General features: G+C 67.4%; 24 protein-coding genes. 8 read left to right on the forward strand and 16 right to left on the reverse strand.

What is annotated here, in order from left to right; genetic code table 11:
• Positions 1-76 precede the first annotated feature (76 nt).
• From AC07Q9_RS11665 to urtA, 8 genes are all read right to left on the reverse strand, one after another.
• The gene (locus AC07Q9_RS11665; protein ID WP_056582144.1) at positions 77-427 is read right to left on the reverse strand and encodes a hypothetical protein; all 351 of its coding nucleotides are present in this window, start codon (positions 425-427) and stop codon (positions 77-79) included.
• A gap of 231 nt (positions 428-658) precedes the next feature.
• Positions 659-1,003, reverse strand: coding sequence for a zinc ribbon domain-containing protein (locus AC07Q9_RS11670; protein WP_495309500.1), 345 nt, complete (start codon positions 1,001-1,003; stop codon positions 659-661).
• 4 nt (positions 1,004-1,007) lie between these two features.
• Positions 1,008-2,240: a formamidase gene (fmdA, locus tag AC07Q9_RS11675; RefSeq protein ID WP_307693859.1), complete on the reverse strand. Its 1,233-nt coding sequence runs from the start codon at positions 2,238-2,240 to the stop codon at positions 1,008-1,010.
• Positions 2,241-2,264: 24 nt separating this feature from the next.
• Positions 2,265-2,954, reverse strand: coding sequence for an urea ABC transporter ATP-binding subunit UrtE (gene urtE / locus AC07Q9_RS11680; RefSeq protein WP_495309987.1), 690 nt, complete (start codon positions 2,952-2,954; stop codon positions 2,265-2,267).
• A 15-nt stretch (positions 2,955-2,969) separates the two neighbouring features.
• Positions 2,970-3,713: an urea ABC transporter ATP-binding protein UrtD gene (gene urtD / locus AC07Q9_RS11685; protein WP_095744996.1), complete on the reverse strand. Its 744-nt coding sequence runs from the start codon at positions 3,711-3,713 to the stop codon at positions 2,970-2,972.
• A gap of 21 nt (positions 3,714-3,734) precedes the next feature.
• On the reverse strand, positions 3,735-4,931 hold the full coding sequence (gene urtC / locus AC07Q9_RS11690; RefSeq protein WP_495309502.1) for an urea ABC transporter permease subunit UrtC: 1,197 nt from the start codon (positions 4,929-4,931) through the stop codon (positions 3,735-3,737).
• A 28-nt stretch (positions 4,932-4,959) separates the two neighbouring features.
• Positions 4,960-5,874 (reverse strand): urea ABC transporter permease subunit UrtB, encoded by a 915-nt coding sequence (gene urtB, locus AC07Q9_RS11695; RefSeq protein ID WP_495309504.1) that lies wholly within the window; start codon positions 5,872-5,874, stop codon positions 4,960-4,962.
• A 153-nt stretch (positions 5,875-6,027) separates the two neighbouring features.
• The gene (gene urtA / locus AC07Q9_RS11700; protein WP_062478305.1) at positions 6,028-7,296 is read right to left on the reverse strand and encodes an urea ABC transporter substrate-binding protein; all 1,269 of its coding nucleotides are present in this window, start codon (positions 7,294-7,296) and stop codon (positions 6,028-6,030) included.
• A gap of 244 nt (positions 7,297-7,540) precedes the next feature.
• Here urtA and AC07Q9_RS11705 point away from each other — a divergent pair, with 244 nt between their 5' ends.
• The 3 genes from AC07Q9_RS11705 to AC07Q9_RS11715 all read left to right on the forward strand — a co-directional run bounded on the left by AC07Q9_RS11705 (position 7,541) and on the right by AC07Q9_RS11715 (position 12,664).
• Complete coding sequence (locus AC07Q9_RS11705) at positions 7,541-10,936, forward strand: hybrid sensor histidine kinase/response regulator (RefSeq protein ID WP_495309505.1); 3,396 nt, start codon at positions 7,541-7,543, stop codon at positions 10,934-10,936.
• Positions 10,908-11,801: a response regulator transcription factor gene (locus AC07Q9_RS11710; protein WP_307693863.1), complete on the forward strand. Its 894-nt coding sequence runs from the start codon at positions 10,908-10,910 to the stop codon at positions 11,799-11,801. Before AC07Q9_RS11705 ends, AC07Q9_RS11710 begins: the two co-directional genes overlap by 29 nt.
• A gap of 92 nt (positions 11,802-11,893) precedes the next feature.
• Positions 11,894-12,664 (forward strand): TIGR04325 family methyltransferase, encoded by a 771-nt coding sequence (locus tag AC07Q9_RS11715; protein WP_307693864.1) that lies wholly within the window; start codon positions 11,894-11,896, stop codon positions 12,662-12,664.
• A gap of 29 nt (positions 12,665-12,693) precedes the next feature.
• On the opposite strand, the gene AC07Q9_RS11720 is transcribed toward AC07Q9_RS11715, so the two are convergent.
• Positions 12,694-13,608, reverse strand: a complete 915-nt coding sequence (locus tag AC07Q9_RS11720) for an amino acid ABC transporter substrate-binding protein (protein ID WP_495309506.1) — start codon at positions 13,606-13,608, stop codon at positions 12,694-12,696.
• Positions 13,609-13,618: 10 nt separating this feature from the next.
• Positions 13,619-14,050 carry a VOC family protein gene (locus AC07Q9_RS11725; RefSeq protein ID WP_495271528.1) on the reverse strand — a complete coding sequence of 144 codons (432 nt, stop codon included), beginning with the start codon at positions 14,048-14,050 and terminating at the stop codon, positions 13,619-13,621.
• Between the two features lie 109 nt (positions 14,051-14,159).
• On the opposite strand from AC07Q9_RS11725, the gene AC07Q9_RS11730 reads away from it, so the two are divergent.
• From AC07Q9_RS11730 to AC07Q9_RS11750, 5 genes are all read left to right on the forward strand, one after another.
• Complete coding sequence (locus AC07Q9_RS11730) at positions 14,160-15,080, forward strand: LysR family transcriptional regulator (RefSeq protein ID WP_495309989.1); 921 nt, start codon at positions 14,160-14,162, stop codon at positions 15,078-15,080.
• 24 nt (positions 15,081-15,104) lie between these two features.
• Complete coding sequence (locus AC07Q9_RS11735) at positions 15,105-16,001, forward strand: SPFH domain-containing protein (protein ID WP_307693867.1); 897 nt, start codon at positions 15,105-15,107, stop codon at positions 15,999-16,001.
• 45 nt (positions 16,002-16,046) lie between these two features.
• Positions 16,047-16,250: a type II toxin-antitoxin system antitoxin gene (locus AC07Q9_RS11740; RefSeq protein WP_062474617.1), complete on the forward strand. Its 204-nt coding sequence runs from the start codon at positions 16,047-16,049 to the stop codon at positions 16,248-16,250.
• 82 nt (positions 16,251-16,332) lie between these two features.
• A complete protein-coding gene (locus tag AC07Q9_RS11745) occupies positions 16,333-17,160 on the forward strand; it encodes a substrate-binding domain-containing protein (RefSeq protein WP_495309507.1) in 828 nt (275 codons plus the stop codon).
• A 70-nt stretch (positions 17,161-17,230) separates the two neighbouring features.
• Positions 17,231-17,965, forward strand: a complete 735-nt coding sequence (locus AC07Q9_RS11750) for a transporter substrate-binding domain-containing protein (protein ID WP_495309509.1) — start codon at positions 17,231-17,233, stop codon at positions 17,963-17,965.
• Positions 17,966-18,114: 149 nt separating this feature from the next.
• On the opposite strand, the gene AC07Q9_RS11755 is transcribed toward AC07Q9_RS11750, so the two are convergent.
• The 6 genes from AC07Q9_RS11755 to AC07Q9_RS11780 all read right to left on the reverse strand — a co-directional run bounded on the left by AC07Q9_RS11755 (position 18,115) and on the right by AC07Q9_RS11780 (position 26,151).
• Entirely contained in the window at positions 18,115-18,522 is a 408-nt protein-coding gene (locus AC07Q9_RS11755; RefSeq protein ID WP_492678501.1) for a hypothetical protein, read from the reverse strand.
• A gap of 78 nt (positions 18,523-18,600) precedes the next feature.
• Complete coding sequence (locus AC07Q9_RS11760; protein WP_495309511.1) at positions 18,601-20,835, reverse strand: M1 family metallopeptidase; 2,235 nt, start codon at positions 20,833-20,835, stop codon at positions 18,601-18,603.
• 655 nt (positions 20,836-21,490) lie between these two features.
• On the reverse strand, positions 21,491-22,807 hold the full coding sequence (locus AC07Q9_RS11765; RefSeq protein ID WP_495299704.1) for an MFS transporter: 1,317 nt from the start codon (positions 22,805-22,807) through the stop codon (positions 21,491-21,493).
• 40 nt (positions 22,808-22,847) lie between these two features.
• Positions 22,848-24,005, reverse strand: a complete 1,158-nt coding sequence (locus tag AC07Q9_RS11770; RefSeq protein WP_495309513.1) for an alpha/beta hydrolase family protein — start codon at positions 24,003-24,005, stop codon at positions 22,848-22,850.
• A gap of 15 nt (positions 24,006-24,020) precedes the next feature.
• Entirely contained in the window at positions 24,021-25,127 is a 1,107-nt protein-coding gene (locus AC07Q9_RS11775; RefSeq protein ID WP_495309515.1) for a porin, read from the reverse strand.
• A 55-nt stretch (positions 25,128-25,182) separates the two neighbouring features.
• A complete protein-coding gene (locus AC07Q9_RS11780) occupies positions 25,183-26,151 on the reverse strand; it encodes a PDR/VanB family oxidoreductase (protein WP_489057088.1) in 969 nt (322 codons plus the stop codon).
• Positions 26,152-26,162: the final 11 nt, after the last annotated feature.

Raw genomic sequence — 26,162 nt, forward strand, 5'->3', positions numbered from 1 at the left:
CGAAAAAACGGGCCCCAAGGGCCCGTTCGTTCTTCAGGCAGCCGATAGAAGCATCGGCTTGCCGCAGCGACCTGGCTTACAGGCCAGCCTGGCGCGTGAACGACACGCTGGGCTTCTTGTAAGCAGCCGGCACTTCGTCGCGGTAGAACGCGCGGCGGTCGAGGCTGGCGAGCGGGTCGTGGGCCTTGGCGACGGCTTCAGCGCGGATCGTCGAGCGGTCGGCGGTCGAGGTGAAGGTCTGTGCGCCGGCGGTGGCGCCGTCGCTGTACTCGTTGCCGGCACGGGCGGCGGCCACGGCTTGCGACGCGACTTCCGAACGCGAGAGGGTCGAGTTCACGGTGTGCACGCCGTCATAGGTTTCGGCGTGGGCACCGGCAACAGCCAGGAGCGAGAGCGCAACGGCAGCGAGGGTCTTCGAGGCATTCATTTCAATCTCCTTCAGGTGGTGTGTCGATGGGATGAAGTTTGAACCTGAAGCGCCCCAAAAAACCGCAGCAAAAGGAATCGCGGCGTTCACGGGATTGAAACAATCGCGCGCCGCCCGCGCATGCGATGCGGCGGCCGGAACCCTCCCCTCCAGAGGGAACGCACGAGAAAGTTCTCGCTGCCGGCATTCCTTGCATGCTCTGTGCGCATGCAAGGAATGCACGCCGGACCCTCAGTGCGAGATCATCCAGGGCCGCCGCGACGGGGCCGATTTCGCACCGTTCGGCGCGGTCTGCGTGGCACTGCGCCGCGACGATCCCGAGCAGCAACCGCAGCCCGAGGGATGCCGCAGCCGCGCATAGTCGCGCGAGCTCGCGGGCTCGTGGCGTGCGCGTTCGTTGGTGGCCATCGCGTGGCGCGTGTTGGCGGCCATCAGCGCCAGGCGCGGCGCGGCGGTGAACACGCGCGGCGAGGCGCTGCCGCAGTCGGGGCAGGCAGCGGGTTCGTCGCGCTGGCCCGAAGGCCGCAGCGATTCGAAGCCGCCGCACTGCCCGCAGGCGTAGTCGTAGGTCGGCATGGCGTCAGCGCAGGTCGTGCGACAGCGGCATGTCGATGCTGCCGTCGATGAACTTCACCGGCCCCGAGGCGTTCGGGTTGATGTCGAAGTCGAAGATGCCCGTGGGCAGCCACAGCGTGGCGCACGAATTGGGCACGTCGACCACGCCGCTGATGTGGCCCTGCACAGGTGCCGTGCCCAGGATCGAATAGGCCTGCGCGCCCGAGTAGCCGAACTTCTTCAGGTACTCGATGGCGTTCAGGCAGGCCTGGCGGTAGGCCACGTTCACGTCCAGGTAGTGCTGCTTGCCGCTCTCGTCGACCGAGATGCCCTCGAAGATCAGGTAGTCGTTGTACTGCGGCGTGATGGGGCTGGGCTTGAAGATCGGGTTCTTGATGCCGTACTTGGCCATGCCGCCCTTGATGAGCGTGACCTTCATGTGCACCCAGCCGGCCATCTCGATGGCGCCGCAGAAGGTGATCTCGCCGTCGCCCTGGCTGAAGTGCAGGTCGCCCACGCTCAGGCCCGCGCCGTCGACGTACACGGGGAAAAACACCTTCGAGCCGCGCGACAAATCCTTGATGTCGCAGTTGCCGCCGTGCTCGCGCGGCGGCACGGTGCGCGCGCCCTCGGCGGCGGCCTTCGCCCTCGCTTCACCGGTCATCTTGCCCATGTGGGCGGTGCCGGCGAACGGCGGGTTCGCGAGGCCGGGCACGCGGTCCGGGTCGGTGGCGATGAGCTTGCCTTCGCGTTCGTTCCACATGTCGAGCATGGGCTTGTCGGGCAGGCAGCCGATCAGGCCGGGGTGGATCAGCCCCGCGAAGTTCACGCCCGGGATGTGGCGCGAACTCGTGAACATGCCCTTGAAATCCCAGATCGATTTCTGCGCTTCGGGAAAGTGGTCGGTGAGGAAACCGCCGCCGTTCTTCTTCGAGAAGAAGCCGTTGAAGCCCCAGAGGCTGTCCTGCTTGGCGCCGATGTCGAGCAGGTCGACCACCAGCAGGTCACCGGGCTCCGCGCCCTTCACGCCCACCGGGCCCGAGAGGTAGTGCACCGTGCTCAGGTCGATGTCGCGCACGTCGTCGGCACTGTCGTTGTTCTTGATGAAGCCGCCGGTCCAGTCGAAGGTCTCCAGGATGAAGTCGTCGCCCGGGTTGACCCAGCAGGCCATCGGAATGTCCGGGTGCCAGCGGTTGTGGATGTTCTCGTTCTCGGTGGGCGGCTTGGTCAGGTCGACCTTGATCAGCGTGTCCGTCATGTGCAGTGACTCCTGGGGTTGTGGTTAGACAGAGAGATAGGCCTTGATGTGTTCCACATCGGTCTTGTCGCGCGCCGTCTCGTGCACGAGCCGGCCGCCTTCGATGACGAACAGCCGGTCGGCCACGTCCATCGCGAAACTCAGCACCTGCTCGGACACGACGATGGTGATACCGCGCAGCTTGCGGATCTCGTTGAGCGCCTTGGCGATGTCCTTGATGATCGAAGGCTGGATGCCCTCGGTGGGCTCGTCGAGCAGCAGCACCTTGGGGTCGGTGACGAGCGCGCGCGCAATGGCGAGCTGCTGTTGCTGGCCGCCGGAGAGGTTGCCGCCCTTGCGGCTCTTCATGTCCCACAGCACGGGGAACAGCGCGTAGATCTCCTCGGGGATGCGGCGGGTCTTCGAGTTCTCCAGGCCGGTCTGGATGTTCTCTTCCACCGTCAGCGTCGGGAAGATCATGCGGCCCTGCGGCACGTAGGCGATGCCCTTGGCGACGCGCCTGAAGCTCTCGTCGCGCGACACGTCCTGCCCCGCCACTTCGATGCGCCCGCTCTTGATCGGCAGCACGCCCATGAGGCTCTTGAACAGCGTGGTCTTGCCCATGCCGTTGCGGCCCATGATGGCGATGGTTTCGTTGGCATGGCCCACGAACGAGATGCCGTGCAGCGCCTCGCTCTGGCCGTAGGCGACGTGCAGGTCTTCGACCTTCAGCATGATGTTGCTCATGGTTCAGTGCCCCAGGTAGACGTCGATGACCTTCGGGTCCGCCTGCACCTTCTCCATCGGCCCTTCGGCGAGGATCTTTCCCTGGTGCATCACGGTGACCTTGTGCGCGATCTGCTTCACGAAGGCCATGTCGTGCTCGATGACGATCACGGCGCGGTTGCGGCAGATGCGCTGGAGCAGGTCGGCCGTGAGTTCGCGTTCGCGCGCGCTCATGCCGGCAATGGGCTCGTCGAGCATCAGCAGCTCGGGCTCCTGCATCAGCAGCATGCCGATCTCCAGCCACTGCTTCTGGCCGTGGCTCAGGAGGCCTGCTTCGGTGCCGAGCTTGTCGGCCAGGCCGATCTCCGTGGCGATGGCCTGCACCTTGCCCTTGACCTCGTCGTCGCACTGGAAGGCCAGCGCGCCGAACACCGAGCGCCCTTTCGGGAACGACACCTCCAGGTTCTGGAACACGCTCAGGTTCTCGTAGATCGACGGCGTCTGAAACTTGCGCCCGATGCCCAGCCGCACGCGCTTGTGCTCGGCCATCTTGGTGAGCTCTGTGTTCTTGAACTTGATGCTGCCGGCGCTGGCGCGCGTCTTGCCGCAGATCAGGTCGAGCAGCGTGGTCTTGCCGGCGCCGTTGGGGCCGATGATCACGCGCAGCTCGTTCCTGTCGATGTACAGCGTCAGGTCGTCGATGGCCTTGAAGCCGTCGAAGGAGACGCTGAGGTCTTCCACGGCGAGGGCGAAGTCGGTGTTGCTCATGGGATGGGGCTCCGGTGTCGGTCAGGCGCGCTGGCGGCCGATGCCTTCGGGCAGCACGGGCTCGGCCTGCGGCGCGGCGACGGGTGAAGGGGCCGACACGGCGGCGGGCGGCGGCTTCGTCGCGGCGTCGCGCAGGGCCTGGCGGCGCGAGGCCCACCACGGCTTGATCGTGTCTTCCCACAGGCCCGCCAGGCCCATCGGGAAGGCCATGGTCACGCCGATGAAGAGCGCGGCCATCAAGAAGAGCCACAGGTCGGGAAAGCTCTCGGAGAACAGCGTCTTGCCCGCGTTCACCAGCAGCGCGCCGTACACCGCGCCCACCAGGCTCATGCGACCGCCGACAGCGCAGAAGATCACCATTTCGATGGAGGGCACGATGCCCACGAAGCTCGGCGACATGAAGCCCACCTGCAGCGCGAACATCGCGCCGCCGATGCCCGAGAGCCCGGCCGCCAGACAGAAGGTGAAGACCTTGAAGTTCGACACGTCGTAGCCCGAGAAGCGCACGCGGTCTTCCTTGTCGCGCATGGCCAGCAGCAGCGTGCCCAGCTTGCTGGTCTGCACCCAGCGGCACAGCACGATGCTGGCCACCAGCAGGCCGACGCAGACGTAGTAGAGGATGTACTTGGCGCCGTCGGTGCGCGTGTCCCAGCCCAGCATCGTCTTCAGGTCGGTCATGCCGTTCACGCCGCCCGTGTAGCCCTGCTGGCCGATGATGAGCACCGTGCAGATGAGCGCCACCGCCTGCGTGATGATCGCGAAGTACACACCGCCCACGCGGCGCTTGAACATCGCGAAGCTGATGAGCCAGGCCAGTGCCATCGGCGCCAGCACCACCAGCGCCAAGCTCAGCGGCAGGCTCTTGAACGGCAGCCACAGCGCGGGCAGCTCGGTGATCTGGTTCCAGTCCATGAAGTCCGGGATGCCGGGCGTCGACTGGATCTTGGTCGTGACGGGGTCGGACGCTTCGAGCTTGAGGAACATCGCCATCGCATAGCCGCCGATGCCGAAGAACACGCCCTGCCCCAGGCTCAGCACGCCGCCGTAGCCCCACACCATGACGAGGCCCACGGCCACGAAGGCGTAAGTGAGGTACTTGCCCACGAGGTTGAGGCGGAAGATGTCGAGCGACAGCGGCAGCACCACCGCGAGCAGCAGCACCAGCAGCAGGAGGCTGCCGAGCTGGTAGCGCCGGATCGAGGCCTTGAGGAAATTCATCGAGTGGTTCTCCGGGAAGGAATCGGGTTCAGCGACGCACCTTGACTGCGAACAAGCCTTGGGGGCGCATCATCAGAATCAGCACGATCAGCGACAGCGTCAGCACCTTGGCCATAGAGCCAGCCATGAAGAACTCCGAGATCGACTGGGTCTGCGCAATACCGAAGGCCGAGACCACCGTGCCCAGCAGGCTCGCCGCGCCGCCGAAGGTGACGACCAGGAAGGCGTCGACGATGTACAGCGACCCCGAGGTCGGCCCGGTCGAGCCGATGGTGGTGAAGGCCGCGCCCGCCACGCCGGCAATGCCGCAGCCGATGGCGAAGGTGAGGCGGTCGGTCTTCTTCGTGTCGATGCCGGTGGCGTTGGCCATCGTGCGGTTGGCCACGGTGGCACGCACCCGCAGGCCCCAGCGGCTCTTGTGCAAGGCGATGAGCACGCCGCCCGTGACCAGCGCGGTGAGCGCCAGCACGAAGAGGCCGTTGATCGGGATGTCCAGGCCTTCATGCGGCGTCCACGAACCCATGAGCCACTCGGGCAGCGTGGGGCTCACTTCCTTCGGTCCGATGAAGGTGCGAAAGATCTGCTGCAGGCCCAGGCTCACGCCCCAGGTGGCGAGCAGCGTGTCGAGCGGTCGCTTGTACAGGTGGCGGATCAGCGCCCACTCCACGAGCCAGCCGGCGATGAAGGCGAACACGAAGGCCAGCCCGATCGCGATCGGAAAGTAGTACGGCACGAGCGAGGGCGCCATGCGCTCGGTCACCTGCGCGGCCAGGAAGATCGAGTAGGCGCCGATGGTCATGAACTCGCCATGCGCCATGTTGATCACGCCCATCTGCCCGAAGATGATCGCGAGCCCGAGGCCCATGAGCAGCAGCACCGCGAAGAGGCTCAGCCCCGCGAAGCCCTGCATGAGGCCGATGTTCATCATGTCCGACAAAGTCATGGCAACGTGTTCCGGTGTTGGGTGTTGGCCCCTTCCCCCTCTGGGGGAAGGTTGGGATGGGGGCTCAGCGGCCCGAGCAAGCGCAAGGCTTCATCGATGGCCGCTTGCCCCCACCCCTGCCCTCCCCCAGAGGGGGAGGGAGAAATGCAAGCGTTACTGGTAGCCCTTCGGGAACGGGTCGGGCTTGATCAACTCGCCCGATTCGGCGACCACCTTGAAGCTGCCATCCAGCTGCCCCTGCCCGATGCGCGCCTTGCTCCACAGGTGATGGTTCGCATCCAGCTTCACGTAGCCCTCCGGCGCCGTCTTCAGCTCGATGCCCGGCGACGCCGCGACCACCTTGTCGATGTCGAAGCTGCCCGCCTTCTCCACCGCCGCCTTCCACAGCCAAGGCCCGAGATACCCCGCCTGCGTCACGTCGCCGATCACCGCGTCCTTGCCGTACTTGGCCTTGAAGGCGGCCACGAACTTCTTGTTGTTCTCGTTGTCGAGCGTCTGGAAGTACTTCATCGACGAGTAGAAGCCCGCGAAGTTCTCGCCGCCCACGCCGGTCATCTCGTCTTCGGTCACGGCCAGCGTCAGCAGGAACTGCTTGTCGCCCGTGATGCCCGCGGCCTTGAGCTGCTTGTAGAAGGCCACGTTCGAGCCGCCCACCACGGCCGCGAAGATGCAGTCGGGCTTGGCCACCTTGATCTTGTTGATCAGCGAGTTGAAGTTGGTGTGGCCCAGCGGGTAGTACTCCTCGCCCTTGACCGAACCCTTCTGGAAGTTCTCGATGTGCTTGCGCGCGATCTTCATCGAGGTGCGCGGCCAGATGTAGTCGGAGCCCACCAGGAAGAAGGTCTTGGCCTTCTTCTCCTTCGCGCCCCAATCGAGGCCCCAGATGATCTGTTGCGTGGCCTCCTGCCCCGTGTAGATCACGTTCTTGCTCTGCTCCAGGCCTTCGTAGAAGGTCGGGTAGTACAAGAGGCCGTTCTCTTTTTCGAACACCGGCAGCACGGCCTTGCGCGAGGCGCTGGTCCAGCAGCCGAAGACGGCCGCGACCTTGTCGTTGACCAGGAGCTTCTTCGACTTCTCGGCGAACGTGGGCCAGTCGGAGGCGCCGTCTTCCTTGATGACCTTGATCTTGCGGCCCAGGATGCCGCCCATCGCGTTGATCTGGTCGATGGCGAGCTGCTCGGCCTGGATGGAGCCGGTCTCCGAGATGGCCATGGTGCCAGTGGACGAATGCAGCTGGCCCACCGTGACTTCGGTGTCGGTCACCGCGAGCTTGGTGGTGTTGACCTTGGCCGTGGGGAACTGACCCTGGCCGAAGCTCAGGCCGCTCAGGCCCATCACGGGCAGCGCGGCGGCGCCCTGCAGCAGGCGGCGGCGGCGCAGTGCCATGGCATCGAGGGAAGAAGGATCGGAATCACGCGACATCAGGAACTCCAGGCAGGTTGAAAGAAGAGTGAGCCGCGCACCATCGCAGTGCATCGGACGGTGCTGCGAGCACCATGGCTGGTACTTTAGAAATCACTTGCCTCTGCGCGAATACGTCATTCAACGTAGCGATGCGCCCCTGCCCGGGCCGCAGACTCGCGAGCAGACGAGGCACGCGACAGCAGGGAGCGCTTCTTGCTGTACCTGCCTCATGCCACCGTTGCCGCCGCCGCGAGAACCCGCCATGACATCCGTCTCCGGACAGAAGATCTTTCGCATTCGCCGCGACTACAACGCCTGGGTCGCGAACGAAACGCTGGAGGACTACGCGCTGCGCTACACGCCGCGCAGCTTTCGCAAGTGGTCGGAGTTCCGCGTGGCCAACGCGGCCTTCGGCGCCACCTCGTTCCTGGCGCTGGAGGCCATCGGCGGCGCCATCGCGCTGAGCTACGGCTTCTCGAACGCGCTGTGGGCGATCCTGGTGGTGGGGCTCATCACCTTCCTCACGGGCCTGCCCATTTCGTACTACGCGGCGCGGCACGGCGTGGACATGGACCTGCTCACGCGCGGCGCGGGCTTCGGCTACCTGGGCTCCACCCTCACCTCGCTGATCTATGCGAGCTTCACCTTCATCTTCTTCGCGCTCGAGGCGGCCATCCTCGCGCTGGCGCTGCAGATGTACCTGGACTGGCCGCTGTGGCTGCTGTACCTGGTGTCGTCGATCGTGATCATTCCGCTGGTGGCGCGCGGCATCACGCTCATCTCGGGGCTGCAGCTGTGGACGCAACCGATCTGGATCGTGCTGTTCGTCTGCCCCTTCATCGCGGTGATGGTGAAGAAGCCAGAGCTGTATGCCGACTTCACCGGGCTCGTGGGCCGCACCTCGGACAGCAGCGGCTTCGATCCGCTGATGTTCGGCGCTGCCGCCACGGTGGCCTTCTCGCTCGTGGTGCAGATCGGCGAGCAGGTCGACTACCTGCGCTTCCTGCCCGAGAAGACCGCCGCCAACCGCGGGCGCTGGTGGACCGCCGTTCTGGTCGCCGGGCCGGGCTGGATCGTTCCGGGCATGCTGAAGATGATGGGCGGCGCGTTCCTCGCCTTCCTCGCGCTGCAGCACGAGATTCCGGCCAACCACGCGATCGAGCCCACGCAGATGTACCTCACGGGTTTTTCGTACGTGCTGCGCGACCCGGCCTGGGTGCTTGGCATCACGGTGCTGTTCGTCGTCGTGTCGCAGATGAAGATCAACCTGACCAACGCCTATGCGGGCTCGCTCGCGTGGTCGAACTTCTTTGCGCGCCTCACGCACAGCCACCCGGGGCGCGTGGTGTGGCTGGTGTTCAACGTGGCCATCGCCATCCTGCTGATGGCGCTGGGCGTGTTCGCCGCGCTGGAGCACGTGCTGGGCTTCTACAGCAACATCGCCATCGCCTGGGTCGGCGCGCTGGTGGCCGACCTGGTCATCAACAAGCCGCTGGGCTGGAGCCCCAAGACCATCGAGTTCAAGCGCGCGCACCTGTACGACATCAACCCCGTGGGCCTGGTCGCGATGCTGGTGGCGGCGGCGCTGGCGATGCTGGCCTACTCCGGCGCGCTGGGCCAGTGGGCGCGGGCCTTCTCGCCCTTCATCGCGCTGGCCACGGCCATGGCCGTGTCGCCGCTGCTGGCGTGGCAAACGCGCGGGCGCTACTACCTGGCACGCACCGACATCGACCGCTGGACGCCGGGCCAGAGCGTGAAGTGCTCGGTGTGCGACAACAGCTTCGAGTCGGAAGACATGGCGCACTGTCCGGCCTACAGCGCGCCGATCTGCTCGCTGTGCTGCACGCTCGAATCGCGCTGCCACGACCGCTGCAAGACCGACTCGCGCGCGGCCGAGCAGATGAGCGGCTGGCTGCAGGCGCTGCTGCCGTCCGCGCTGTCGGCGCGGCTGAACTTCCGCGTCGCGCACTACCTGCTGGTCGCCACCTCGCTGATCGCGCTGCTGGCCACGGTGGTGGGCGTGGTCTACGCGCAGGAGGCCATCGCGGGCACCATCGATTCGGCGATGGCGACGGCCTTTTTGAAAGTGTTCGCGCTGCTCTCGGTGATCGCCGCCGTGGCCGCGTGGTGGGTGGTGCTGGGCAGCGAGAGCCGGCAGATGGCGCAGGAGGAATCGAACCGCCACAACAACCTGCTGGCCCTGGAGATCGAAGCGCACCGCCGCACCGACGCCGCGCTGCAGACCGCCAAGGAAGCCGCCGAGGCCGCCAACCAGGCCAAGACGCGCTACGTGGCCGGCATGACGCACGAGCTGCGCACGCCGCTCAACAGCATCCTGGGCTACTCGCAGATTTTGCTCAAGGGCGGCGACGCGGCCCTGCCGCCGCGCGAGGCGGTGCAGACCATCCACCGCAGCGGCGAGCACATGCTGGGCCTCATCGACGGGCTGCTCGACCTGGCGCGCATCGAGGCCGGCCGGCTGCAGCTGGAGCCCTCGCCGCTGGCGCTGCCGGCCTTTCTCGACCAGGTGGTGCAGATGGTGCGCCCGCAGGCCGAGGCCAAGGGCCTGGCGTTCGTCTACACGCACGCGGGGCAGTTGCCGGCCTGGGTGCATGCCGACGTGAAGTGGCTGCGCCAGATCCTCATCAACCTGCTGACCAACGCCGTGCGCTTCACCGACAGCGGCACGGTCACGCTGCATGTGGACGCGCGGCGCGAGGTGCTGCGCTTCGACGTGGTCGACACCGGCATCGGCGTGGCGCCGCAGGACCGCCAGCGCATCTTTTTGCCCTTCGAGCGCGGCGCCGCGGGCCGCCGGCGTGGCGAGCCGGGCACGGGGCTGGGTCTCACGATCACCGGGCTGCTCACCTCGCTCATGGGCGGCGAGCTCAAGCTGGCGTCGACCTCGTCGGCGGGCAGCACCTTCAGCGTGCGCGTGTACCTGCGTGAGGTGGCCGACCCCGGCCCGCAGGCGGGCTCGCGCGAGCCGGTGTCGGGCTACCTGGGCGAGCGCCGCACGCTGCTGGTGGTGGACGACCAGCCGGTGCAGCGCCAGATGCTCGCCGGCATGCTCGCGCCGCTGGGCTTCACGGTGCGCGAGGCGGCCAGCGGCACCGAGTGCCTGGACAGCCTGCGCGAAGAGCTGCCCTCGGCCATCCTGCTGGACCTGACGATGGACGACATGGACGGCTGGCAGACCGCGCGCTCGGTGCGGGCCTCGGGCTTTGCCGAGCTGCCGATCATCATCGTCTCGGCCAACATGTTCGAGAACCAGGCCGACCGGCTGCGCGCCGCGGGCTGCCAGGCCTTCGTGGGCAAGCCGGTGATCGAGTCGGAACTCATCGCCACGCTGGAGCGGCACCTGGGCCTCGAATGGCTGGCCATCGGCGACGCCCTGCCGCCGCCCGCCGACCCCGACCTGGCGCCGCCGCGCCCGCCCCTGCTCGCGCTCGGCGAAGACGACCGCGCCGACCTCATGCGCCTGGTGCAGATGGGGCACGTGCGCGGCCTGCACACCGCGCTCGACCGGCTGGCCGCGGCCTCGCCCGCCGCAGCGGCCACCTGCACCTGGCTGCGCGGCATGGTCGCGCGCTTCGAACTCGACACCCTCCGCAACGCACTGGCAGAAGATGCAGACACTCCCCTCGCCCGGTCATGAATCCGAACGCCCCGTCGTGCTGGTGGTGGACGACGCCCCCAGCAGCCTGGGCATGCTGTGCGACACGCTCGAGGCCAGCGGCTACACCGTGCTGGTGGCGGCCGACGGCGAGGCCGCGCTGCAGCGGCTCGAGCTGGTGGTGCCCGACGCGATATTGCTCGATGGCCTCATGCCCGGCCTCTCGGGCTTCGAGACCTGCCGGCGCATCAAGGCCAACGCGGCGCTGGCGCACATTCCGGTGCTGTTCATGACGGGCCTGTCGGAAACCGCGCACGTGGTCGAGGGCTTCGAATGCGGCGGCGTCGACTACGTGGTGAAGCCGATCCGCGCGCAGGAGGTGCTGGCGCGCCTGCACACCCACACGCGCAACGCCCGCATCACGCGCATGGCGCGCGACGCGGTCGACGTGGCGGGCATGGGCGTGGTGTTCGTCGACACGCGCGGGCGCATCGCCTGGCGCTCGCCGCAGGCCGCGCTGTGGCTGCATGCGCTCGAAGACCCGGTGGCGCCGGGGCGCCTGCCCGCCTCGGTCGAGCCTGCGCTGGCGCCGGGCGCGTCGATCGCCATCGGCACCGCCACGGGCATGCGCCTGTCGGTGCGCAACCTGGGTGCGGCGGCGCTGGGCGAGACCATGCTGCTGTTCGCCCTCCAGCGCGAAGGCCCGGCCGCGCGCCTGGCCGATGCGGCCCTCACGCCGCGCGAGACCGAGGTGCTGTCCTGGCTCGCCAAGGGCAAGACCAACCGCGACATCGGCGAGATCCTGGGCACCAGCCCGCGCACGGTGAACAAGCACCTGGAGCACATCTTCGAGAAGCTGGGCGTGGAGACCCGCGCGGCGGCTGCGGCGCTGGCGAGCGGCATGTAAACCCCCACGGGGTAACCGCCCCCGCGGCGCTGGGCTATCGCCCCCCAAAGGCGCCGGTTGCGCTCAGAATGCGAAAGCCACAGGAGAGAGACATGCTTTCAAGCCTGCTGACCTTCCCGCCCCGCGAAAGCGCCTACCGGCGCAAGTTCCTGAACAACACGGACGAGAACCTCTTCATGGGGTCGTTCGAGAGCTTCGAGGCGGCCGAGGCCGGCGCGCCGCCCAGCAAGGCGGTCGGCTACGCCAACGCCGACGCGGGCGAGCTCTACAGCCCGCAGATCTATTTCTACGACTACCCCGGCCTCTTCTGGCTGGGCCGCTCCATCGATGCGGGCCTGACGCGCGTGTTCGACCTGGGCGGGCACGTCGGCATCAAGTACTACGCCTTCCGGCGCGTGCTGAGCTACCCCGACACCCTGCGCTGGACCGTGTGCGACGTGCCCGGCGTGGTCGAGAGCGGCCGCGCGATGGCCGTCAAGCGCGAGGCGACCGCGCAACTGAGCTTCACCACCGACTACCGCGACGCGAGCGGCTGCGACGTGCTGTACGTGTCGGGCAGCCTGCAGTACCTGCCGATGCGCATGGATGCGATTCTTTCCGCGCTCGCCGTGAAGCCCCGGCGCATCGTCATGAACACCACGGCCGTGCACCCCGAGCGCACGATCTACACGCTCAACAGCATCGGCGTGGCCGTGTGCGCCTACCGCATCCAGCACCACGACGAGCTGCTGGCCGACCTGGCACGCGCCGGCTACCGCAAGCGCGACGTGTGGCGCAACGAGGGCAAGCCGATCGAGGTGCCCTTCGTCGATGGCGGCGACAAGCCGTACTACGCGGGCTGCTGCTTCGACCTGATCGTCTGATTCGACCTCGTCGCCTTGCGGGTGCCGCTCTATCGCACCTCGTAGTCTTCCATCGGCTTGTCGCTGGGGTTGGCCCAGGCGGCCCTGGTCAGGGCGCTGGCCGGCAGCCCCACCTTCGCGCCGTGCGGCGCAATGGGCTGCATGAACCACTTGTCGTAGAGCCGCGCGGCCTCCCCGCTCCTTGCCAACGCCAGGACGCTTTGATCGACCAGCTTCTTGAACGCGGCATCGCCCTTGGGAATCATGATCGCGATCGGCTCGACGCTGAGCACCTGGTCGAGCAAGCGGTACTGCGCGGGCTCCTTGCTCCTGGAAATCAAGGTGGCAAGGATCTGCCCGTCGGCGACGAAGCCCTCCGCGCGGCCCGATTCGAGCAGCAGGAACCCTTCGCTGTTGTCCTTGGCGTACACCTCCGCAATCTCCGGGGCGTTGTCGCGCTTGAGTTTTTTCAGCAGCTGGACGGAGGTGCTCCCCGTCGTGACCGCCACCGCCTTGCCGGCGAGCTGGGCCGCCGAAGCAACACCGGATGTCGCCTTGACCGCGATGCGAACCCCTTCGACATAGAGCGTCGGGGCGAACGCGACGTCTTTCTGGCGCGCCGCATTGTTGGTCGTGGTGCCGCACTCGATGTCGACCGTTCCGTTCTGCACGAGCGGCATGCGGTTCTGCGGCGTGACGAGCTGGTACTTCACGTGGATCTTGCCGATCTGCAACGCCTTCCCGATGTCGGCAATGACACGTTCGCAGACCTCGACGTGAAAGCCCGTGTAGCTGCCGGGCCCCAGGGTGAAGGACATGGCGCCCGAGGCATCGCGCACGCCCATGGTGATGGCGCCGGACTCCCTGATCTTCTTCAGCACGTCGGTTTGGGCGGATGCACGCCCGGCGCTCAGCAGGAGCGCCGCGGCCGTTGCGGCCGCCAGAAGGCAGTGGGTTGTTTTCACGTCGGCGCTTTCAGACGGCGAACAGCGAATCCAGGTCCGCAAAGGACTTCAGCTCGATGGCGTTGCCCGACGGGTCGAGAAAGAACATCGTCGCCTGTTCGCCGGGCTCGCCCTTGAACCGGATGTAGGGCTCGATCACGAATGGCGTCTGGCGTGCGATGAGCTTGTCGGCCATTGCCTGCCACAGGTCCATCGGCAGCACGGCGCCGAAGTGACGCACGGGCACGTCGTGGCCGTCCACGGCGCTGTGCGTCTTGTGGCCGCATTCGTCGGGCGCCAGGTGCGCCACGATCTGGTGGCCGTGGAAGTTGAAGTCGACCCACTCGGTCGAGCTGCGGCCTTCGGGACATTCGAGCAACTCGCCGTAGAAGGCGCGCGCCTCGGCGATGTCGCGCACGGGAAAGGCCAGGTGGAACGGGATGCGTGCAGTGGGGGTGCTCATGGGGTTCATCGATCAAGGAGTTCAGGGTGAGCAAACTCTAAGCAGCGAGCCACATAACCGAAAACGATATATTTCATCGCTGAGCACCACCCATTTCGATGAATCCCGAATGATCACCGAGCTTCGAACCTTCATCGCCGTGTGTCGCCACGGCACATTCGCCGCGGCGGGAGAGCGCATCGGCCTCACGCAATCGGCCGTCAGCAGCCAGATCAAGCGGCTCGAGGAATCCCTGGGGTTCCAGCTCTTCGATCGCACGGGCCGCTCTGCCACCTTGAATGCGGCGGGCGAGACCACGCTGGGACGGGCGGAAGAAATCTGCGGCCTCTACGCCAAGCTCGGCGAGCTGCCCGACGACGCTGCGAACGCCGGGCTGCTGCGCATCGGCGCCATTGCGTCCGCGCAGCCGACACTGGTGGCGCGGGCGCTCGAAAAACTGCGCGCCGGCTTCCCCCTGCTGCGCGTGCACATCTCGCCCGGCGTGTCGATGCGGCTCATGGACGACCTGGACGCCGGCAGCATCGATGCGGCCGTGATCATCCGGCCGCCTTTCGGCATTCTTCCCGAGCTGACTTGGCAGACCCTGGTGCGCGAGCCCTATGTGCTCATTGCCCCCGCGAGCGTGCCGGGCAGGAACTGGCGCACCCTGCTGCAGGAACAGCCGTTCCTGCGCTACGACCGCGCATCGTTCGGCGGACGCATGGTCGAACGATTCCTCCAGCGCGAAGGCCTCGTGGTCAGCGACGCCATCGAGGTCGACGAAATCTCCGGGCTCATCCACCTGGCCTCCAAGGGCCTGGGCGTTGCGCTCGTGCCGTGGGTCGAGGCCCACCTGCCGCTGCCGCCGGGCGTGCGCATGCTGTCACTCGGCGAGGCCACGTTCCATCGCGAGATCGGCCTCCTGCAGCGCAAGCCACGCGCCAGCCCGCCCCTCGTCGCACAGTTTGCGCAGTGCCTGCGGGACGCGGCCGAACCTGCGAAGGCTGGGCGAAAGAAATCCTTGACGACCTCCAAAAAGATATTAGAGTGATATCACTTTCAACAGGAGGCCTTCATGCACGAGCAGACCCCGTCCATCCCTCGCCCGGTCCGCAGGGAGCGGCCGTACCGGTCCGTCAACGGATACGGCATCGTTGCCGTGGCGCTGCTGATCCTTGCGGTCGGCGCCTGGGTTCTCGTGCGGCGGATGATGCCGCTGCCCCTGAGCATCTTGCTGATCGTCGTCGGCGTCACGCTGCTGCCGGGCCTGTACATGCTCAAGCCCAACGAGGGCATCATCCTCACGCTCTTCGGCAAGTACCAGGGCACCGACCGCAGCGAGGGCCTGCGCTGGACCAACCCGTTCCAGTCGGGCCAGAAGATCTCGCTGCGCGCGCGCAACCTCAACACGCCGCCGCTGAAGGTCAACGACAAGCGCGGCAACCCGGTGGAGATCGGCGCGGCCGTGGTCTGGCGCGTGCACGACACGGCGCAGGCCGTGTTCGAGATCGACGACTACAACAAGTTCGTCGCCATCCAGTCCGAAGCCGCCATCCGCCACCTGGCCACGCTCTACGCCTACGACAGCGGCGACGACCTGCAGAGCGACGAGGTCACGCTGCGCGCCGGCCTCGACGTGGTGGCCGATGCGCTCAAAGCCGAGCTGAACCAGCGCTTTGCCAGCGCCGGCGTCGAGGTGCTCGACGCCAAGCTCACCCACCTGGCCTACGCGCCCGAGATCGCGCAGGTGATGCTGCGGCGCCAGCAGGCGGTGGCCATCGTGAGCGCGCGGCACCAGATCGTGGCGGGCGCGGTGGGCATGGTCGAGGCCGCCCTCAAGGGGCTGTCGGAGCGCAACCTCGTCGTGCTCGACGACGAGCGCAAGGCCTCGATGGTGTCGAACCTGCTGGTGGTACTGTGCTCGGACCGCGAAACCCAGCCCGTGGTCAACACGGGCACGCTCTATACCTGATGCATCCACGGCCCCTGTTCACCGCCGCCACGTCGTTGTTCCCTGATGGCCAGTCCCGGTAAGAAGTCCTACCCGCTGCGCATCGATCCGGCCCTGTGGGCCGAGATCGAGCGGCTGGCGGCCCAGGAGCTGCGCAGCGCGAACGCGCAGGTCGAGTTCCTGCTGCGCGAAGGGCTGGCGAAGCGGGGGCGCTTGCCGGCGGCGGCTGCGCCCGCCAAGGACGCGGACCCGCCCAAGCCCTCGCGCTAGTAGTAACCCCGAATTTCCTGAAGGCCGATTGACAGCCTCGGCCCCTACGATGGCACGGCACGATCTTCAGGAGACACACGCCGTGACCGCCTTCGCCTTCCCCCGTTCCGCCCTGACCCGCCGCGCCGCCCTGGCGCTGGCCGCCTCCTTCGCGCTCGCCGGTTGCACCAACCTCGGTGGTGGCACCCCACCCGCCGCCACAGGCGACATCCACGTCATGACCTCCGGCGGCTTCACCGCCGCTTACAACGAGCTGCGCCCCGGCTTCGAGCGCAGCACCGGCCGCAGCGTGAAGACGGCCTACGGCGCGTCGATGGGCAATGCCACCGACTCGATTCCCAGCCGCCTCGGGCGCAACGAGCCGGCCGACGTCGTGATCCTGGCCCGCCCCGCGCTCGATGCGCTGGTGGCGCAGGGCCAGGTGGTGGCGGGCAGCCAGGTCGACCTGGTGCGTTCGTCGATCGGCTTCGCGGTGCGCAAGGGCGCGCCCAAGCCGGACATCGGCACGGTCGACGCACTCAAGCGCACGCTGCTCGCGGCGCCGTCGATCGCCTATTCGGCGAGTGCGAGCGGCACCTACTACGAGACCGAGCTGCTCAAGAAGCTGGGCATCGAGGAGCAGGTCAAGCCCAAGAGCAAGCGCATCCTGAGCGAGCGCGTGGGCACGGTGGTGGCGCGCGGCGACGCGGCCCTCGGCCTGCAGCAGGTGAGCGAGCTGTTGCCCATCGAGGGCATCGACTACATCGGCCCGCTGCCCGCGGAGGTGCAGCGCGTGACGGTGTTCTCGGCCGGCATCGCCACGGCCTCGAAGCAGCCCGATGCGGCGCGCCAGCTGATCCGCTACCTCAACGCCCCAGCCGCGGCGCCGACGATCGCGAAGACGGGGCTGGAGCCCATCTCGGCTCGCTGAGCTGCGGCCTCACGGCCCGTAAACTGGCGGCCTTCATCCCCTCCTTCCTCCTTCCCGACGAACGGACGCCATGACCACTTCGCCCTCTTCCGCCCTCGTGACCGCCTTCGCGCCCAGCGGCACGCTGCGCGCCTCGATCAACCTCGGCAACCCGATCCTGGCCAACAAGGACGCCAGCACGGGCGAGCCCGTCGGCGTGTCGATCGACCTGGCCCGCGAGTTCGCGCGGCGCCTTGGCGTGGGCATCGAGCTGGTGGTGTTCGAGAAGGCAGCGGCCTCGGTGGACGCGGTGAAGAACGAGAAGGCCGATATCGGTTTCTTCGCGGTCGATCCGGCGCGCAGCGAAGGCCTTCGCTTCACGGCACCTTACGTGCTGATCGAGGGCAGCTACCTCGTGCCTGAATCCTCTGCGCTGACCGACAACGCGCAGGTCGATGCTGCAGGCCATCGCATCTCGGTCGGCTCGGGCAGCGCCTACGACCTGTTCCTCACGCGCGAGATCAAGGCGGCCGAGATCGTGCGTCTTCAGGGCGCTGGCCCTGCGCTCGCGGCATTGCGCGCAGGCGAGGTCGAGGTGGCGGCGGGCATCCGCCAGCTGCTCGAAGGTGAAGCAGCCCGCGCACCAGGCGTGCGTGTGCTGCCGGGGCGCTTCATGGTGATCCAGCAGGCGATGGGGACGCCGGCCAGTCGCGGGGCGGAGGCGCAGGCGCTGCTTGCCTCCTTCGTCGAAGAAATGAAGGCTTCTGGTTTTGTCGCTGATGCATTGAAGCGTCACCGCATCGAAGGCGCGATCGTTGCGCCGTAACCAGGTCCTCTCGTTCGGGGCACGTGCGCAGGACACCGGGTACTCCCCTCCGCGAATGTCCCCCGGGCTTCGCCCTCCTCCTTGATTTCGCTGCGGGGAGCACCCAGTGCCCTGCGCACGCTGGGCGCTGTCGTGGTGCTGGTGGCCGATCAGAGCTTGTGCGCTTCCACCGGCCCCTGCGAATAGAACAGGAAGTAGCCCGTCTGCGTCTTGAAACCGTTCTTCTGCCACCCGGGCGGCACCTTGAAGATGCCGAGCTGGTCGCTCGAGATGCCGACGAAGGACGTGTTCTCCGTGTCCGTGGTGATGCGGCTCCAGCGTTCGCGCGTCACCGGCTGCAGCTGCATCTTGGGTTCGCTCCACTCGGGCGTGCGCACCTTGTCGCGCAGGACGTAGCGGTCGCCGTCGCGCTCGATCTTGACGACCTCCTTGAGCACGCCGTTGCGCTCGACGGCGTAGACGCCGACCAGTTCGGTCTCGGGCCCGCCGCGTGCGCCGCAGGCCGAGAGCAGCGACACACAGGCCACTGCCAGAAAGAAATTCAGAAGAGTTTTCATGAGGTTCGAATGAGGTGACGCATGCGCCGCCGGGCGGCGCATGCGAGGTTCACGAAAGAAGGCTCGGTGCCCTCCGACTCAACGCTTCTGGTTCTCGCGCAGCGTCAGGTTGCCCTGGAAGCGCAGCGCGTGCGGGTACTCTTCCTTGCCGCCCGCTTCCACCACTGCCATCTTCTGCTGGCTCAGCTGCGTCTTGGCGAGCAGCGGTGCCGGCAGGTTGAGCACGCCCTTGATCTGGTCGTACTGCGCCTGCGTGATGCGTCCCACACCCAGCAGGCGGAAGGCATCGCGCTCGATGTTCAGCAGCAGCGGCTTGTTGCCCGCGAAGTTCTGCACCTTGGCCAGCAGGTTGCTCCAGGACTGCGCGCTGTAGTTGCTCACGTAGTAGTCCTGCCCCGTCGGCCCGGCGAGCACCGCGGTGCAGCCCGGCAGCTCGACCTGCGTGGCGTTGTTCGACATCACGAAGGTCTCGCGCTTTTCCATCGCGTCGCCGTACGCCAGCGTGACGGGAATGGTCCACGTCGAGGCCGGGAACTGGTTCTGGTTGGGGAACGACTCCTGCGTGATGTTCACGTAGGTGCGGTTGCCGGCGCACTGCGCGTCCACCGTGAGCAGCGGCACGCCCGTCTGGCGGATGAGGCTGTCGCCGATGTCGCTGACCTTCTTGTTGGTGGCCTTTTCCAGCGAGGTCCACAGGCGCGTGGGCGTGACGTTGCCGAAGGCGTAGTCCTTCAGGTAGATCTGCAGGCCCTTCTGCATCGCCTCTTCGCCGATGTAGTTCTGGATGGTCTCCAGCACGTGGCTGCCCTTGTTGTAGACGAAGATCGACGGGCTGATGAAGCCGAACGAGCCCGCGTCGTTCAGGTTGCGCTGCACCGGCACGGCCGAGGGCTTCAGGTCGGCTACGATCACGTTGTGCTTGTCCAGCACGTAGTCGGAGAAGCTGTAGTACTCGGGGTGGAACTTGATCGTGGTGCGCCGTTCGAACCAGCGCGCGAACGATTCGTTGAGCCACACGTTGTCCCACCAGTCGAGCGTGACGAGGTCGCCGAACCACTGGTGCGCCACCTCGTGCGTGACCACGGTCACCGAGTACAGCGTGGGCTTGTCGCCGGGCTTGGTGAGCACCGCGTCGGCAAACTCGAAGATGGAGCCCCAGTTCTCCATGCCGCCGAAGCCGGTGTTGGGCTTGTTGTCGTAGCTGTCGTTCGCGGCCACGGTGTCGAATTTCTTGAAGGGCAGCGGGATGCCGGTGTACTTGTAGTAGTAGTCCATCGACACCTTGGTCCACTCCATCGCGAACTTGGCCCAGTCGGAGCGGCCCGGCGGCGTGAACCAGCGCAGCGCCATGTCGCTGCCGTCGAGCGGGTTCTTGAAGGTGTCCGCCAGGATGTCGAACTTGCCGCCGCCGAAGAAGGCCAGGTACATCGGCATCGAAGGCGTCTTCTCGAAGGCCACGCGCTGGTAGCCGTCGGGCAGTTTCACGGCCTCGGTCTGCGCGCCGTTGGACACGGTCTTCCAGTCGCCCGGCACCTCGGCCGAGATCTCGAAGGTGTGGCGGAAGGCCGGCTCGTCCCAGCCCGGGAACCACTGGCGTGCGAAGTTGGTTTCGCCCTGCGTCACGATGGCGTCGCTGCTCACGCCCTCGGGCGTGGAAAGGCCCACCTTGAAGATGCCCGATGCGGCCGAGCACAGCGGGTTCTTCGCCATCACGTCCGGCGTGCAGTACTCGGCGTCGGAGAACTGGATCTTGCCGTCCCACTCCATGTGCAGCAGGTACTTGCCCTTGGCGATCTGGCCGTCGTTCAGGCGCAGCTGCACGAAGTCGCCGCGCGTCTGCGGCGTGGGAATCAGCGGGATCGCTTCGCCCGGCTTGGACACCTTGCGCAGCGTGGTTCGCCCGCGCGCAAAGTTGAGGTCGTGCGCGGCGACGACGATGGCGTCGACCGGCTGGAGCACGTCGATCTCCACGTCGGCGCGGCCCACGAAGGTCTTGAGCGCCGCATCGGGGCGGAACCACAGCTTGTAGTTCACGGGCCAGACCGTGTCGGGCAACTCCATCGGCCGGGCCGAACGATCGACCGCAGCCGCCGCCGAATCGCGTGCGGTGGGCACGCCGTCGTCGGGGGTCTTCTTGGTGGTGTCGCCGCCGTCGGCCGCGGGCGCGTTGGCCAGCGACGGCGCGCTCAGGCCGGAGCCGCCGAAGGATGCGCCACCGCCGCTGTCTCCGCCGCCGCCGCAGGCCGTCAGCGCGGCAAGGGTCACGGCCGTGAGGGCCAGGCAATGAACGACAGGTGTATTCAGTGATTTCATGATCGCCTCTGGGTACTCTTGGTAAGGAACATGCGCCGCACCGCAGGCACCGGCGGATAGCCGGCGATGCGCGTGACGCGCGCGGGATGAGTGGAACGACAGATCAACAGGAAATGCGGGCAGCACAGCGCCCTCCCGGCGAACAAACCGTTCGTCAGGAACGCAGGCTCAGGCCGAACCGCACCGCACGTGCTGCGGTGGTCCCAGGATGCGCGGGGCGAGCGGCGCCATTCCCGTCAAGACGCGGGGTGTGGGGGGAGCGTGTGAACGCGGTGGGGTGTCGCGGGCCGGGCTCAGTGCCCGTGCATCGACGCGATGCGTTCACCCGTCGGGTGAACGGCCGGGGCCATGGCGAAAGCGATGGCGACGGCAAGACTGGCTGCGGCTCTTGTGGTTGATTTCACGCGCATTCCCTCGTCCGTTGAAGTGCACGCAGTTGTAGCTGATCGATGCAATGAGCTCAACGATCCGCGGAACTTTTCTCTCTCCAATTGTTCGCGCGCGATAGGCCGAATGGCGTCATGGCACGCGACGCGTGCCATGCGATACGAAGATGGTTCTGCGACCGAAACACCTGCTCACGCAGATGACAAAAACTCGGGGCCTTCACTGTGACGAAGCGGCCACAGTACGAAGGTTCAAGCCGCGGCGAAGGCTACGAAAGCTGTGAACCAGAGACTGCAGCAGTGCGTTGCGCGCGCTCGCGCCACCACAGCAGAAAGCCGCACGCGAACACGACGACCTGCGTGCCGATGAGCAGCGCAAAGCCCGCGAAGAAACCCGCCGCCGACGAGGCCGCGGTGACCGCTGTGTGCGCTGCGCCACCACCGTGCGACACCGCGGTGATCACGCCGCCCATCAGCGCCGGCATGAAGCCCGCCACGAGGCTGCCCACACCGTTGGTCACGCCGAAGGCACTGGCCGTGTGCTCGGGCCGCGAGCAGTGCTGCACGGTGCTTGGAATGGCGGGGCTTTGCAGGCCCCAGAAGAAGTTCGCCGCCACGAGGCAAGTCGCGGCCATGTACGGGTCGCGCGCATTGATGGCCAGCAGCACCGACAGCGCCACGCCCGCGCTCGCGCCCATGAAGATGAAGGGCACGCGGTCGCGCCCCAGCTTGTCGATGAGCACGCCGCCCGTGAACACCGCGAGCACCGTGGCGTACTGCGGCAGCGAGGCGATCCAGCCCATCTCGCGCAGCGAGAAGCCGCGCGCCTCGCGCAGGTAGGTCGGCAGCCAGTTGCTGCTGCCCCAGAGGTAGGCCAGCGCCGCCGAGGTCAGCAGCGTGATGAGGAACAGGTGCCGCGTGTGCAGCGCACCCTTCACGATGCCGGCCACGCGCGACATCGCATCGCCGAGCGACGAAGGCTTGATGCCGTCGCCGTGCCCCGCGGGCATGCGCACGAAGGCCAGCACCAGCGGAATGCCCAGCACGATGTTGAGCACGCCCAGCACGTGGAACGAGCTGTCCCACTCGAACTGCGTGAGCAGGTAGCCCACCAGCGGATAGCCCACCGCCAGGCCCAGGCCCGTGCCCATGTTCACCAGCGCGTTCGGCTTGCCGTTCTCGTGGCTCTGGAAGTGCGCCTTGATGTACGACGAAGCCAGCGAGAACAGCGGCCCTTCCGACACGCCCAGCAGCACGCGCGAGGCCAGCAGCATGCCGTAGCTGTGGAACATCGGCGAAGCCCAGGTCACCACGCCCCACAGCACGAGGCCGTAGATCAGGCTGCGCCGCACGCCGAACAGCGCCGAGCAGAACGGCGTGAGCACGAAGGCCGAGATGCCGTAGCCCAGCATGAAGGCCGTGGCCAGCAGGCCCTGGCTCACGCGGTCGGCGGCGTCGATGCCCACGTGCTTCAGAAACGCCGCATCGGTGATCAGCACCGCGATGTTGATGCGGTCGACGTAGGAGATCGCGACGATCACGAACAGGGTGACGACCCCGTACCAGCGCATGGCCTTGGATGACATGGGATTCTTCTCAGGTGGGTTGCACGGGGCCGGCGCGGCGTCAGGGGCAGTCGCTCGCCGGCCTGCCTGCGTCGAGGACCGTTCGGGCGAATCCGAACGCGTCGGATTGCGAGGCGCCGATGACCGACCGGTGGGTCTGTCCGGCGTACTGCTTCAGTTGCACGGTCGCGCCGCGCGCACACAGGCTGCGCACCATCGCCGCCGTGGTGTCGGGCGTGACCGTCGTCTCGTCCTTCTCGCCCTGGATGACCGACACGGGCACCCGCATCGTGAGCGACGAAGCATCCTGCGCGGCCAGCAGCCGCGCCATCGCGTCGTACGCCGCGCCGGGCTTCAGGTACGGGCCCGGCGGCAGCGGCGGCATCGCGAACAGCCCCGAGAGGCAGGCCGAGCCCATCGCGTCGAGGTGCGGGCGCAGCGCGGGCGAAGTCATGGCCTGCACGTCGATGGCCGGGTTCATCGCCTTGGCGCTCATCACGGTCAGCGACACGAAGGGCAGCGCCGGGACGGCCACCGCTTCGCCGCGCACCACACTGTCCATGAACCGCAGCACGCCGGGCCCCGTGGGCGCGATGGCGATGGCCGCCCGCAGCGGGTAGCGGCCCGCGCTGCGGTCCGGCAGGCCGGCGGCCCACAGCACGGCGCCGCCGCCCTTGCTGTGGCCCACGGCGATCCAGTCGGGGCGCAGCTTCACGCCGTCGAGTGCGTGCGCGGCCGCCACGGCATCGGCCAGGTTCTCGGCGTTGCTGCGGCTGTGCAGGTCGGGCACGGGCCCGAAGGCGCCCCACCCCGCGTAGTCGGTGCGCACCACGGCATAGCCCTGCTGCACCCAGGCGTTGAGGAAGGCATCGCGCTCGCGGTTGACGACCAGCGAGGGCGCGCACTGCGGCGCGAGCCCGGTCGAGCCGTTGGCCCAGGCGATCACGGGATAGCCTCCGGCGGGCGCGGGCGTGCGCGGCAGCGCCACCTGGCCGACGACCACCGCGTTGGCGCCGTCGAAGGTGGTGGACGCGTACGACATGACCCAGTTGCGCCCTGCGTCGGGCAAGCCGTGCAGCTTGTCGGGGCTGGCCAGCAGCAGCTGGCCGGGCGCGGGCGGCGCGGTCGGCGACATGCCGGCGCAGCCGGCCACGAGCAGCGATCCGAGGGCCAGCGCCGCGAGGCGCCGCACCTGCGGCCAGACGGGGGTTGCGCGCATGCCGGCCCCTTCGCGTCAGAACATGTGCCGCATGCCGAACTCGACGCCGCTGGAGGCGCGGTTGGGCATGGTGATGGCGCCGGCCAGGGCCTGCGTCGCACCGTTCTTGTTGCTGATGCGCGCGATGGTGCCGTACACCGCCGTGCGCTTGGACAGGTTGTGCACGTAGCCGATGGCCAGCTTCGAGGTCGTGGGCTCGCGCACCGCGTTGGCGGGCTCCAGCTTGTAGCGTGCGTACGAGGCCTTGATCTCGCCCGGCCCGATGGGCAGCTGGAAGCCGACCAGCACGCCCTTGGCGTCGGTGCTGCCCTTCGATTCCTTGTACAGCTCGCTCGTGAGCTTGAGGTTCATGAGCGCCGCATCGAAGGTGTAGGACGCGCCCAGGTTGGTCACGCGCAGGTCGCCGGCGGCGTAGCGCGTGCGGCCGGTGGCCAGTGCCACGTTGAGGCCGCCGCTCTGGTAGCCGAAGCGCGCGCCCGTGTGCTGGCCGTCGCGCTTGTTCGACACCTGGGTGCCGGGCAGCACCGAGGTCGAATCGTTCTCGCCCATCGCGTACATCACCTGGCCGTAGAAGCCGCCCAGGCTGGCCGGCAGGAAGTAGCCGATGCTGTTCGAGGCGCGCGTGCCGGTGGGCGCCACCAGGCCGCCCAGGCCCGAGAAGTAGATCTGGTTGGCGCCGATGCCGCCGCCGGTGCCGAAGGGGTCGAAGATCGCGGTGTTCCAGAAGGCGGGCACGTAGTCGCGGCCCAGGCGCACTTCACCGAAGGGGCCGGCCAGGCTCACGGTCGAGCGGCGGTTGAAGCTCAGCACGCCGGGCGTGCCGTTGCCGCTGGCCTGGTTGTTGGAGTTCGACGGAAAGCCCGTGCCGCTGTCGTTCTGCAGGCCCATCTCGAGCCAGAAGTTGGCCGAGTAGCCGCCGCCGAGGTCTTCGGTGCCGCGAAAACCGAGGCGGCTGAACATGTTGCCGCTGTTGCCCAGCTGCGTCTTGTGGGCCGATCCGTTGCCGCTGCCGCGCGTGTAGATCACGGAGGCGTCGACGACGCCGAACAGCGTCACGGAAGATTGGGCCAGCGCTCCGCCAGCCGCGGTGGCCGCAGCCATCGCGATCAAGTACTTTTTCATTGAATGTCTCGGTTGGTTTTCTTCTCGGCCGTCTTGTCGGTTGTGGCCTTGTTGCTCAGATATCCAGCACCAGCCGCTCGCCCTTGCAGCGAGAGACGCAGATCATCATGGTCTTGTTGGACGCACGTTCGATCTTGGTGAGGATGCCGTCGTGGTGATCGACTTCGCCCTCGAGCACCGCCGTTTCGCAAGCGCCGCAGACGCCTTCCTTGCAGCTGTGGTCGGGGTTGAGGCCAGCGTCGATCAGGCTGTCGAGAATCGATTTGCCCGGGGGCACCTCGACACTCTTGCCGCTCTTGGCGCACTGCACCACGCAGGTCTGCGTGGCGCTGGGCGCCTCCACATGCACGGCGGCGAAGCGTTCGATGTGGGCGTTGGCGTAGCCCAGTTGCTCGCAGCTCTTTTCGAAGGCGTCGAGCATCGGCGTGGGGCCGCAGCAGTAGTAGTGGCTGGTGGCGCCCTTGCCGGCCAGCAGCGACGCGAGGTCGGGCGGCGCGCCCTTCTCGTCGTCGAAGTGCCAGGTGAGCTGCACCGATTTCTCGGTGGCCAGCGCCTCGATGGCGTCGCAGAAGGCGGCTTCCTTGCGGGTGCGCGCGCAGTAGACGATTTCGACCGGTTGGCCGATGGCGATGAGCCGCTGCAGCATGCACCAGATGGGCGTCACGCCGATGCCGCCGGCCACCAGCACCGAGCGCTCGGCGCCCTCTTCCAGCTTGAAGTTGTTGCGCGGCGCCGAGATGGGCAGCGTCATGCCCACGCGCAGCTGCTGGTGCACGTAGCGCGAGCCGCCGCGGCTCTTGCGGTCGTTGAGCACGCCCACCACGTAGCGCTGGCGGTCGCTCGAAGGGTTGCACAGCGAGTAGCTGCGCACCAGCCCGTTGGGCAGGTGCAGGTCGATGTGGGAGCCGGCCTCGAAGGCGGGAAAGTCCACCGCCGGCGTGGCCGGCCGGAACTCGACGCTGACGATGCCGTCGGCCTCGTAGCGCATGGTGTGCACGAGGGCGTTCAGCGTGGGAGAAGACATGGCGATGCTCG

The organism is Variovorax sp. GW821-FHT09A10, assembly GCF_059418385.1.